The organism is Enterococcus sp. C65 (assembly GCF_040887165.1).
Taxonomy (GTDB): Bacteria; Bacillota; Bacilli; order Lactobacillales; family Enterococcaceae; genus Enterococcus_B; species Enterococcus_B hirae.
Genome location: NZ_JBFOFG010000001.1, coordinates 131,492 through 144,298 on the forward strand (window position 1 = coordinate 131,492; position 12,807 = coordinate 144,298).

A 12,807-nucleotide genomic window follows, 5' to 3' on the forward strand; every position below is an offset into this window, starting at 1 on the left:
GATCGTTCCACCCTTTCGTATGATAAAAATTAATTCTTATTCATTGAAGATCATTATGTAACAGTATGTTATTTTTCTTTGTTGAGTCTAAAGCAGGCGAACGAAAGATTGACAATTGGATCGTAAATGAAGTGAAGGCATCAAGTGAATAAATGGACTTGCCAAAAAAAGGCTCTATGTGCCTAAAAAAAATGTCCTGAAGCAACCCGGTACCAAGTCCCTATCCAATAAAATACAAATGATCGTTTTTTGGATATGACCGTAGTACTAAAAGCAAAACTGCTTCAGTTACAAACCTAAATGAGGAGTTATTATGAAAGAGAAACTATCAGTTAAAAAAAATGAACGTTACACATTAGATATTATCGATTTAAGTTATGAAGGTATGGGCGTAGCTAAAATCGATGGCTATCCTTTGTTTATTGAAAATGCATTACCAGGTGAACGAGTGGAAGTGCTAGTAGTAAAAGCTGGGAATAAATTTGGTTATGGAAAAGTAGAAAAATGGCTAACCGAGTCACCAGACCGTCAACCATTAAAGGATAATCGCCTTCTACGGACAGGAATTGCTCCTTTAGCACATTTGAACTATGAGCAGCAATTACTTTTTAAACAAAAGCAAGTGGAAAATGTCATGAGCAAGATCGCAAAGATGCCAGAGGTTGACATTTTACCTACCATCCCAATGGAGAATCCTGTTGGCTATCGTAACAAAGCGCAGATTCCAGTGAGAAGAATAGATGGTCGTCTAGCAACTGGTTTTTATAAAAAGAATAGCCATGAACTAGTTGAAATCGAGGATTATTATATTCAAGATCCAGCAATCGATGAAGCCATCAAACGTGTGAGAGATATTTTGCAACGTTTCCAAGTACGTGGTTATAACGAGGCGAAAAATGAAGGACAAATCCGTCATATTATCATCAGAAGAGGTCATTACTCACATGAAATGATGGTCGTTTTAGTTACACGAAAAGAAAAATTCTTTAAAGGAAAGGAAATTGCTTCTATTATTCATGAAGAATTGCCAGAAGTCGTTTCAGTCGTTCAAAATATCAACGAAGAGAAAACAAACGTGATATTAGGCGATAAAGAGAAGGTTCTTTATGGTAGAAGTTATATTGAGGATCAACTATTGGGAAAAACTTACCGTATTTCCTCAAAATCATTCTATCAAGTGAATACTGAACAAACGGAAAAATTGTATCAAACAGCCATTGAATTTGCAGCGTTACAAAAAGAAGATACCGTCATTGATGCTTACTCTGGTATTGGAACGATCGGTTTATCTTTAGCTGATAAAGTTAAAGAGGTCTATGGCATGGAACTTGTTCCGGAAGCGATTGAAGATGCACAATTCAATGCATTAACAAATAAAATTGAAAATGCTCATTACGAAGTGGGTAAGGCAGAAACAGTCATGAAGAAATGGCAAGACAAAGGGATCAAACCATCTGTGATCGTTGTCGACCCGCCAAGAAAAGGATTAGATGCACGTTTTATTGCGTCAGCCATTGACATGGAACCTGCGAAATTAGTGTATATCTCTTGCAATCCAGCAACTTTTGCCAGAGATGCAAAGTTATTTGCTGAGTCAGGCTACGAAGTGAAAAAAGTACAACCAGTCGATTTATTCCCACAAACACATCATGTGGAATTAGTGGCGCTATTAGCACCTAAGGGATAATTCAAACTTAGTGAATCATGTAAAAGAATCAGAAAACTAGAAAATGATAACGTAGCTGACAATCATGAAGAAAGGGGTACAAGATGGATACAAAGGAAAAAATGCTTGAATTGATCAAAAAGAAACAAGGCGGCGGACGTTCAAAAAAAATGGCTGAGCCTAAAAATGATCGACGGAATATGCGAAAAGGACCAAAAATCTATAATAAATAATTAAAAAGAATCAACACGAAACTAAAAATCGTGTTGATTCTTTTTTTCACTTGTTCAGCTAATGATCAATCATTGATTGGATAAGCTAATTTAAAAATGTATTGTTGTAGATCGAGCCATTCTTTTTTTGTAGGAAAATAAGAAAGTAAGAGTACTGGGCAAGGGCAGGTTGTATCTAGAAAATCATAATTGCAAACAACCAATGCAACCTCAGTTTCTAAAACCATCTTATGTGAAATAAATTTATTAGAGACAAAAAGAGGAACCACATTTTGTGGAAGCAATTGGCATACGAATCGAGTCAAATAGTCTTCTAATCCGGGTTCTCCTTGGAATGAAAATAAAATCGTCTGTTTTTTTTGGGTAGAGGAAGAGGTTAAATTGGCATAATGAATAATACTTAACGTTAAGGCGATATCTTGATAGTGGGTAACAGAAAAAGGTAATACATGTGTATACTTTTTTAAATAGTTCTGCCATTCTTTAAAAAGTTTTTTGACTTTCATAGGTACGCTGGTATGAAGTTCTAAAGTGATTCGCTCAAAATGAGAAGAGATTTTTGTCAGCAGACGCAGGTTGCTGAGATATCCTTTTAACTTTAGCAGGTCGACATTTGTGATAGTTGTAGAATTCTGTAATGGTCGTAAAAATGGTTCATACTGTTCTAAGGTTGGAATATCTTCTGGATAGCACAGATTCAAAGTTTTGTTAGCTGGGTAGTAAGAAACACAATGTAAGCGTATGAGGTAAGACCAAACAATTTCCTCCTCGGCTACTTGGGTAATACCAAATCTACTTTTAAAATACTTTTTAAAAACCGATTTAAACTGAATGAAACTTGTTCTTGCCTTAATTTCTTTACATAAGGACGGTTCGAGATGAATCATTTGTTTATTTAATAAGCGCTGTTTTAAAATATTCATCCATAAGTTGATGCGAAAATAATTTGTTGCGATTTGCGTTGTCGCTTCTTGGAGTTCTTCGTATGTATTGTTGATTGTTTGATAAGAATGATTGGTCGTAAATGTTTGTCTAAAACCATGGTAAAACTCAAATAAAAAGTAACGGATATCTGCTTCATTTCCTAATAAATCTAATTGTTTAGTCGATAAAGTAAGGCGATAAAATTTTAATTCTTTGTTAATATGGCGAATGGTCTTTCTCAAAACTGAATGCGAGAGATGAAACTGTTCGGTGGCAGTTTGGAATGAATGAATACGACCTCGGTAGATTTCGTCAATCAATTTATAAACAATTGTATCTTTAGCGATCTCCATGACAATGGAATCAATCGTTTTGAATGTAGACACCATCAATCGGTAACCGATCTTTTTATAATATTTGATGGTCATTCCCTTGGGAAGTAATTGTTGTAAAGAATCAATATCCGCGCGAAGTGTCGGTGCTGTTGTTTCAAGTTCTTTCACTAGTTTTTCAGTTGAAGAAATCGAATCACATTTATGTAAATAGTAAAGAATTCTTATCTGCCGCTGTAATTGCTTGTTATTTAATAATCTGAAAAATAGGTTATTCATTCTTATTCCTTCCCGACTTTAATTAAAAGCCGCGTAATTTATTTAGTGAAATCTTTTTTATTTTAACTTGAATAAACGATGAGCTCAATTTTTTTACTAATATTTTTTTTGAAAGAAAAAAATAGAAAACTTTTCCTTCAAGTAATCGTTGATTATATAAATAGCTTTTATTTTAAAAACATGGTGAATTTAGGGGGAAAATCAATGAACAAGAAAAAGTTAGTCAAATGTTCGTTAGCGATTTGGTTGGCGACACAATCTCTGCTTCATCCGTTTTCTTATTCTTATGCCGAAGAATGGAGTAAACCAGACGAAGAGCAAGTACAAACAGCAACTAGTTTAAACGAACCAGGAGGTAAAAACGATCTGGTCGAAAATCCATTAGAAACAATGATCCAGGAACCTGATGAAAATCAGCCAGAGTTAGAAGAGTCAATGACAGAAGTTCCGCAAGAAGAACTGGTAGAGGAATCAGAGAGCCTTGATCAACCAACTGAAAGTCAATCAGCTGTTGACTTAGATCAGGATCAATTGACGGAAAACACAGAACAAGAGGAGACACTTCTCAACACTGCCACACCTACAGAAGAATCCACCGATATTGCCAGTGGTGTTTTCGGAACTTGTTCTTGGCGAATCGATGCAGAAGGTACATTATATATTGGAGGAGGCACATTGGGAGAAACACCGGTTACGTTTTTTCCTCCTTGGTTCAACAGCTATCGATTTAAAATAAAAAAAATGGTATTCACTGGACCAACGATTGCTCCTAAAGAAACTCATCGCTTATTTTATGGATATAGTAATCTTTTGTCCATTGAGAATTTAGCTTATTTAGACGTAAGTCAAGTAACGGATATGACTTCCTTTTTTTCTGACTGTCGTGTACTAAATGGCGTTGATTTGTCAGGATGGGATACGTCAAATGTCACGAATATGTCTAATATGTTTTTTGAAGCATTTGACCAAACAGAGAATCTCATTCATCTTGATCTTTCAAGTTTCGATACAAGTAATGTAGTTGATATGAGTGGCATGTTCAGTCGATGTACCAAAGTACAATCAATCGATCTTTCTAGTTTTGATACGAGTAATGTTGTCAACATGAACAGAATGTTTTTTGCTTGTAATGAATTAATTACCTTAGATATCGCTCACTTTGATACATCAAATGTGGTTTATATGTCACGTTTATTCGCTGAATGTAAGAAGTTGCGCTATGTGGATGTCTCAAATTTCGATACATCAAGTGCGATTGATCTTTCAGTGATGTTTCGTTTGAATTATGAATTAGAGAGTGTGGACGTTTCTAATTTTGATACATCAAAGGTTGTTCATTTGCATTACATGTTTGATCAATGTCGCAAATTGAAAACGATCGCAGTGGAAGGTTTTGATACAAGTCAAGTAACATCCATGAATTATATGTTCAATGGCTGTAATAGTTTAACCTCTTTGGACGTTTCTAATTTTGACACCAGTCTAGTCCAAGCAATGAGATACATGTTTGCTAATTGTGAGTTACTAGAGACGATCGATGTGTCTAATTTCAATACAGAGTCTGTGAATTATCTGACATATATGTTCTTAAATTGTTCGAAAGTAAAAAAATTAGATCTTTCTTATTTTCAGTTTGAGGATCCCGTAGAAATGGCAGAAATGCTGGCTGGAACAACGAGCCTCAATGAATTGACTCTTGGTAAAGGCTATCGTTTTGTAGATTCAGCCAATCTTCCTGCTATTCCAGTAGAAGATGGAAACACTGGTTATTGGCAAAACGTTGGTTCTGGAACGGTTACGAACCCTGCAGGGGAATACGTGCTAACTTCAGAAGAATTGATGGCGAACTATACAGGAGCGATGGCAGATACGTATGTTTGGCAGAAAGAGCCAAACTATGAATCAATTTTAGCCAAAGATTCGACGCTTTACCTTGGTGAAACCTGGGATCCACAGGATAATTTTATTTCAGCAACAGATAAGGAAGGAAATCCCCTTCCATTTGATATGAGTATGGTCAGTGGAACAGTGGATACCTCAGTAGTAGGAGTGACACCGATTACTTATACTAATGGTAGCGCTGCTCAAGTCATTCATGTAACAGTAAAAGAAAACCAGGAGAGCATTCAGGCCAAAGACTCAGTTATTTATGTGGGTGATCAATGGGATCCACAAGCTAATTTTGTTTCAGCTACTGATGAAGATGGGATGCCTCTAGCGTTCACTACAAAAATGGTGGAAGGTTCGGTGGATAGCCAAAAAACGGGCGATTATTTTGTGACGTATACCAACGGAATAGCAAGTAAGACGATCAAAGTAACGGTCAAAGAGAACAAAGAAACACTCGTAGTTAAAGGTTCCACACTCTATGTAGGAGACAATTGGAATCCACAAGACAATTTTATTTCAGCCAATGATAAAGAAGGAAATCCCCTAACATTTGACCAGAAAATGGTTTCTGGTAAGGTTGATACGACAAAAGTTGGCGTTTATCCAGTGACCTATCAAAACGGTCATCAAAAGAAAACTGTTGAAATCCATGTGCTAGCTGAACCAACTAAAGAAAAACCAGATGCGGATACGAACCAATCGGGGGATAAAAAGCCAGTACCAGCAACGCCAAATGAGATAACGAATAACAACGATCAGAGAGATAAAAAAGACGAAAAAAATGAAAAAAATAAAAAAGATGAAAAAGACGAACAAGAAGAACAAGAAGAACAAGAAGACAAAAAACTACCTACTACAGGTTATCAAAAATCAAGTCTTTCTATGATTGGCATGGCTTGCTTCTTACTTGGATTATACTTTGTTTACAAAAAAAAGATAAACGTTAAATAAAGCGTAAATCAACTAGCCAATCTCCTCGTTTTACGTCATAATGTAAAAAAAGGAGATTGGCAAGATGGATAAAGAATTATTGATTATTGAATTGATGTCAGCAAAAGCAAAGATGTTGTCTATCATCAATCAACGAACGAAAAAAATGACATGGAAAATTGGGATGTATTTTATCGCTAACTTGTTGTTCTTGGTCGGATGGGGAAACATCTACCATCATTTAAAGCAGAATCATCCACATTCATTTAAAATGGAGCGAATCACTAGTTTGTACCATTTTTCAAGTTATGTTGACTTTGCGATAGGACTATTCTTGTTTTTACTCGTTGCTGTGCTATGGTTCAAAAAGAGGAACATCTCTCGGCATTATGATCAATGGCTGGAAAAACAAGTGGCGAATATGTTACATATTTCAGTTGGCTCTCAGGACGAAAATTATCTCTACTTGAGTGATCATAACAAAAAGGAGTTTACACTTGCGAAAAAGAGGCGTTATTTTCTGCTGCAAACGATGGAGGGTGTCTCACTTTTTCTAGGAGAACAACTTACTTGGTATGGCAGTAATCGATACTATGTTTTTATGCAAGTAAATGAACCGATAGACCGAAAAAACAAAAAAAGAATTGAGCCTTTTTACTCTCATTTAGCAATTGGAGTTGGAACACTCTTGTTGATTGGCGGGGGTGTTTATCAATTCATTAATGCAGGACCAGTAGCAACGAATGTACACTCTATGATGCAAAGCGAAGAAAAAGTAAGAAAAATGCCAACTTCGACTAATCAGGACGGTTTATTGAAACCTGTTCAAACATCCGTCAATTTGACCACTGAGCAAACGAATGACGTAAAAATAGACCCAGAAACACAAGCCTTGTATTTGACGACGAATCAAGGAAAAGACTGGCGTTTCGTTCCAATTGCTGTGGACTGGTTGCGTTTTGGTGACTATACTTTGACTTCGGGTACTGTTGCAAAAGGGGAATGGATGGACAAAACATTTGATGTTTCTCCTACTTTTTCTTGGTTTATCTATTCACCTGATCAAAAAAACGTTTACCTATTATCATCAGCTGATAATGGGAAGACGTGGCAAAAAAGTCAGATTACAGATCAAGGCGGACAGGTTCGTTATCGTAAAGCAAACTTTTTCACAAACGATCAAGGCGTCATGGTATTTTCATCCTCTACAGGAATGTCTGCGGAAAGTCTAAAAATTTATACGACCAACGATAAAGGGCAAAGCTGGCAAAAAAGCGGCAGTACCATCGTAAATCAACCGATTCAAAATGTTAGTTTTGTGACGAAGACATTGGGTTTCCTCTCTACAAGAGAAAACATCTATTATACGAATGATGGGGGACTAACATTCAAAGAATCCTTGGTAGCTATCCCGGGTGAGTATCAATTGGGAGGGATCGATTTGTTCCAGTCACCAAATGAAGTGGTACAAGTAAGTGCCAATAAATTGGAAACCAAGTTTTACCTCCTAAAAAATGGATCGATCGATGCAGGGAAAATGTTTGCTTGTCTTTTTTATTCGACTGATGGTGGAGAAACATGGCAATTCGAACAACAATTATCGCAAGTAGAGAATCGCTAAAAAAGTTTAGATGAATTTCAACACCAAAAAGGAAACGGCGTAAGGAGAGACAATGACAATTTATGTAAGTGAAAGTTCTCTATGTAACGATTGAATTTGTGAATAAGAGAGATTGAAAGAATAGACCCATAAAAAAGAGCCTGGACTTTTTTCCAAGGCTCTTTTTTATGGGGGTTAAAATAGGTAAAAAGTGTTCAAAATTACTTAGGTCAAAGCGTACTTTTCACAACCTCTTGATATAAACGGCGTTCAAGAAGCAACTCCTCAACAATAAGCGATGATTTTCTAAAATATGAGGAGCTATTTTAAAAAATTCTCTCTTATTCGCTCGGAGCTAAACGCTTCTTTCACAGCCTCTTGCTAAACGGTGTTCAAAGTGCTGACCCTCGGTAATAAGTCTAAAAATCTCAAAACATGAGGAGCTGTTTCGAGATTTTCTTCCTTATTACTCGGGTCAAGACGCACTTTTCACAACCTCTTTTATGTGATTTGAAATTGGCTATTATATAAACTAGCATAAAGTGTTGGTTTGCTTAATAGTGACTGATGAGTTCCTTGTTCAATAATATTTCCATTTTCCATCACTAAAATCAAGTCGGCATTTTCGATCGTAGATAACCGATGGGCGATAATAAAGCTGGTTCGGTTTTCTGTGACAGCATTCATTGCTTTTTGGATCATTGCTTCGGTGCGGGTATCCACGCTGGAGGTTGCTTCATCTAAAATAACTACGGAAGGATTCGCCAGCAATACCCGAGCAATGGTCAATAGCTGTTGTTGTCCTTGTGACAACGAACCATTTTCACTTGAAATAATCGTATCATATCCTTCAGGTAACGTGCGGATGAAATGATCACATTGGGCAATTTTGGCAGCCGCAATGATTTCGTCTCTGGAAGCTTGCTGTTTCCCATAAGCAATATTATCTGCCACTGTGCCTTCAAAGAGCCACGTATTTTGCAAAACCATCCCAAAGTGTTTACGTAACTCACTACGAGAGAATTTCGTGATATCGATTCCGTCGAATTCGATTCTTCCATGGTTTAGCTCGTAAAATCGCATGAGTAAATTGACTAATGTCGTTTTTCCTGCCCCAGTTGGTCCCACGATTGCAATTGTTTGTTTTGGTTTAGCCGAAAAGTTGACATTTTCCATCAAGATCTTATCTGGACTATAACCAAATCGAACATCTTTGAACCTGATTGAACCAGCAGGCTGGTCAAGTGATGTTGTATTTTCGTGATCAGAACGCTCATTTGGTTCATCCATAATCTCAAAGATACGATCAATCGCCGCCATAGCAGATTGTAACGAATTGATGACATAAGAAGCGGTCGAGATCGGTTCAGAGATTTGATTGATGTACTGCAGATAAGCTTGTAACAATCCTAGTGTGAGTCCACCAGATATTACTAAGATCCCACCTAAGACAGCACTTAAAATGAACGCTGATTGATTGATCAAGCGAATCGCTGGATAGATGGCAAAGTTCATGAATTGCGCTTTTTTAAATGCTTGGTACTGTGAATGATTTACTTGACGGATCGACTCGATCGCTTGATCTTGTTGATTGAATGTTTTGATGACCAAGTTACCTGCAAGATATTCTTCCACTTTATTATTTAATGAACCTAGTTCTGTTTGATTGTCATCAGAAATCTTTTTGTTTTTATTCGCAAAGAGTTGAGTGACCCATGAACTACCAACGATCAATAAAAGAATCAGTAACGTCAATTTGCTGTCAATATAAAACAGCATCAAAATTGAAAATAAAATCGTTACGATGGAAGTGAAAAATTGATTGATCCCTGTTAGCAAGACTTGTGCTAGTTGATTCAAACCAGTCGTTGTTCGGCTGATGATATCTCCTACCTGATGCTGATCAAAGAAGGCCATTGGTAATGTTTTGAATTTCTTGGTCATTTCTTTTCTAACATTCAGTGTGATTTTTTCACTCAATGAAGCCATTGCGTATTCTTGAATGAAAGAAGTAATACTACTTAAAAAAGAAAAAACGAGTAATAAAACAACAGGGAACAAAAGGGCATCCTTGACATCATGAAATGTCATTTCAGCAATCCCGATCGTACGGATTCGACTTAAAAGCTGATCGATACCAACGCCCATGATCATCGGCATTGCAACGACCATCAGGTTACCGATTAAACTACATAATAGTAAGCCATAAAATGTTTTGTGATCAGATTGGATCATTTTCCAAAAGCGGATCAAACTATGTTTATTCATTTTTACATCAGTTGTTTTCATATATTCCCTTCTTTCAAAATCCCTTGTGATTTAGCAAATTCCTGATAAGAAAGACAAGTAGCAAGGAGTGTTTCGTGAGTTCCTTGTCCCACGATTCGGCCATTGTCTAAAACGATGATGTGATCAGCGTTCATGATTGTACTCAATCTTTGAGCCACAATGATCAATGTCTTATCAGCCATTTCTTCATGGAGGGCTGTTCTTAGTTTTGCATCCGTCTTGTAGTCCAAAGCAGAAAAGCTATCGTCGAAAACATAGATATCTGCTGGTTTGATGAGCGCTCGTGCAATACACATCCGTTGTTTTTGTCCGCCAGAATAATTATCTCCGCCTTGTGCAACAAAACTAGCTAATTTTTTGGGCAATTTATCCAAAACTTCCTCTAATTGTGAAATACGTATAGCTGAGGTCAATTCTTCTTCTGTTGCATGCTCATTGCCCATTTGCAGGTTTGATAAAATTGTTCCACTAAACAGAAACGCTTTTTGCGGAACATAGCTGATTTTTGAGCGAATCATTTCTTGTGTTAATTGTTGGAGTGGTTGACCCCCTAATGTAATCTGTCCACTGGTCACATCATTCAAACGAAGGAGCAATTTGGCTATTGTACTTTTACCAGAACCAGTTCCGCCAACGATGGCAGTTGTTTTGCCTTTAGGTACCTTAAAATGGATATCTTCCAATACAGGTTCCGAATCTTTGGTATAACTGAAAGAAACGTGTTCAAAAGATAACACATGTTCATCATCCATATTCAGCGAAGCTGTTGATGGATTTTCCGGATCAATGATCTCAATAGGTTGATTCAACACTTCTTCGATCCGCCGAAGAGAGGACATCGATTTTGGAACGACGACTAACACCATAGCTGCAGTCATTAGATAAGCCAACGTGAGCATCGAATATTCGACGATGGCAGTAACAGTCCCGATCTGTAGTGTACCTTCACTGACCAACGAACCACCAAACCAAAGAATGGCGCTGTATACGATCCCCATTAATAAAAAAGCAATTGGAGTGACCCAAGCAAATACGCGATTGACTCGGATCATCTGTGCGGCATATTTCTCAAATGTTTGATTGGTGCGCTTCTCCTCATAGTCTTGATTGTTGAAGGCTCGAATCATATTCACACCTGTAAAAAATTCCCTTAAAGTCACTGTGATACGATCCATTTTTGGTTGGATACTGAGAGATAGAGGGGTTCCTTTTTTCATTAAGATGTAAATAACGACAGCATAAATAAACACAGAAATCAATGTAATCAATGTCAATGTCATGGAATATTGAAGCATCATGACAATTGTAAACACCGCAATGATTGGTGCAGGTAAGATCATTTGACAAAAGAGTACAATCATTTGTTGGATATTATCTACATCATTAGTCATTCGAGTCAGGAGTGAGGCACTTCCAAATTCATCTGCATCTTTCATCGATAATTGTTGGAACTTATCAAAATAGGTTTCCCTTGTTTGGTAGCCAAATTTTGCAGACACTAGTGCAGAAAAATAGCTAGAAGCAATCGCTGAAAAAGTACCTAGCAAGGCTACGAATACCATTTGTAGACCAATGGTATAAATTTTACTGTTTTGACCAGTAACTATCCCTTCATCAATTAATGTTGCCACTAATTTAGGAACACCAAGTGTACCAATGATTTGTAAACAGACGAATAAAAAAGTCATGCCTACGATTTTTTTATTCTTCCATAGGAATTGTTTAAGTAATGTCATTTTGTTTCCTCCTTTTACTAGACAATAATGAATTTTACACCTTAAAGTTACTTGAAGGTCAATAGAGGAAGCGGTAAAATTAACAAGAGGTGAGCGGAAATGCCAAAACTTTACACAATCGGAGAAGTCTCGGAACTACTAAATGTACCAAAGTCAACGATTCGTTTTTGGGATGAGCAAGGGTTAATCCATTCTCTACGCCATGAAGAAAACGGGTATCGGATGTTTAATATTGATGATATTTTTCAGATCTATGACATCAATTTCTATCGAAAATTAGATGTTCCAATCAAACAGATGAAAAATTTATATGGAAAAACGATCGAAGAACATTATGCAACGATTGCAGAAACAGAGCAGCGGATTAAGCAAGAAAAAATAAGTCTGCAAAAAAAACATGAAGAAATCTTGGCTCGAAAAGAACAATTAAAACTTATGATTGACAATCGAGGCATTACCAAAGAAACAATTCCTTTTGCGGCAATCGTCATAGTGGATTCCGACGACATTTTAGATTCGAAAGCCTATCTTGAAAACTATGCCAGCTTCGGTGGGTATTTTGATTTTTCGCTGAGCGATGAAATGATTTATGGCTTCTGTACAGACCAAACATCAGCCACAATTCCACTGTCTAAAATTGTTTGGTACAATCAGCCTGGTAAAACTTATCATCGATTTTTATTACAAGTGGAAGTCAATCATACCGAAAAGAACAATATCGAAGAAGTAAGATTAACATTAGCTCAACGAGGGTATCAAACAGGAAATGTGATTGGACAGTATCTGCTAACGAAGCAAACGGAAGAAGGAGTCTATCATGAATATTATTTAGGATGGATCGAAAGCCAAAAAGTAGAAGCTGATTTAACAAATGAGGATAAGCAAAAGTAGACGAAGAAGGAGCGGGAAAGGATAGTTATCTCGCTCT

Annotated in this window: 8 protein-coding genes; 5 read left to right on the forward strand and 3 right to left on the reverse strand. The window is 36.8% G+C overall.

Annotated features, from left to right (window positions below):
• The first annotated feature begins 313 nt into the window (after positions 1-313).
• Both rlmD and AB3I12_RS00525 read left to right on the forward strand, forming a co-directional pair.
• Positions 314-1,687 carry a 23S rRNA (uracil(1939)-C(5))-methyltransferase RlmD gene (gene rlmD, locus AB3I12_RS00520; protein ID WP_063627211.1) on the forward strand — a complete coding sequence of 458 codons (1,374 nt, stop codon included), beginning with the start codon at positions 314-316 and terminating at the stop codon, positions 1,685-1,687.
• Between the two features lie 83 nt (positions 1,688-1,770).
• Positions 1,771-1,899 (forward strand): hypothetical protein, encoded by a 129-nt coding sequence (locus AB3I12_RS00525; RefSeq protein WP_010718988.1) that lies wholly within the window; start codon positions 1,771-1,773, stop codon positions 1,897-1,899.
• 65 nt (positions 1,900-1,964) lie between these two features.
• On the opposite strand, the gene AB3I12_RS00530 is transcribed toward AB3I12_RS00525, so the two are convergent.
• Positions 1,965-3,434 (reverse strand): helix-turn-helix domain-containing protein, encoded by a 1,470-nt coding sequence (locus tag AB3I12_RS00530; RefSeq protein ID WP_063627210.1) that lies wholly within the window; start codon positions 3,432-3,434, stop codon positions 1,965-1,967.
• A gap of 204 nt (positions 3,435-3,638) precedes the next feature.
• Here AB3I12_RS00530 and AB3I12_RS00535 point away from each other — a divergent pair, with 204 nt between their 5' ends.
• Both AB3I12_RS00535 and AB3I12_RS00540 read left to right on the forward strand, forming a co-directional pair.
• A complete protein-coding gene (locus AB3I12_RS00535; RefSeq protein ID WP_081248818.1) occupies positions 3,639-6,275 on the forward strand; it encodes a BspA family leucine-rich repeat surface protein in 2,637 nt (878 codons plus the stop codon).
• A gap of 64 nt (positions 6,276-6,339) precedes the next feature.
• Entirely contained in the window at positions 6,340-7,875 is a 1,536-nt protein-coding gene (locus AB3I12_RS00540) for an oxidoreductase (RefSeq protein ID WP_063627209.1), read from the forward strand.
• Between the two features lie 480 nt (positions 7,876-8,355).
• Here the strand turns inward: AB3I12_RS00540 and AB3I12_RS00545 are convergent, their stop codons facing one another.
• On the reverse strand, positions 8,356-10,143 hold the full coding sequence (locus tag AB3I12_RS00545; RefSeq protein ID WP_063627208.1) for an ABC transporter ATP-binding protein: 1,788 nt from the start codon (positions 10,141-10,143) through the stop codon (positions 8,356-8,358).
• The gene (locus AB3I12_RS00550; protein ID WP_063627207.1) at positions 10,140-11,879 is read right to left on the reverse strand and encodes an ABC transporter ATP-binding protein; all 1,740 of its coding nucleotides are present in this window, start codon (positions 11,877-11,879) and stop codon (positions 10,140-10,142) included. The genes AB3I12_RS00545 and AB3I12_RS00550 overlap by 4 nt, the downstream gene beginning before the upstream one ends.
• A gap of 99 nt (positions 11,880-11,978) precedes the next feature.
• On the opposite strand from AB3I12_RS00550, the gene AB3I12_RS00555 reads away from it, so the two are divergent.
• Positions 11,979-12,770, forward strand: a complete 792-nt coding sequence (locus tag AB3I12_RS00555) for a MerR family transcriptional regulator (protein ID WP_010718996.1) — start codon at positions 11,979-11,981, stop codon at positions 12,768-12,770.
• Positions 12,771-12,807: the final 37 nt, after the last annotated feature.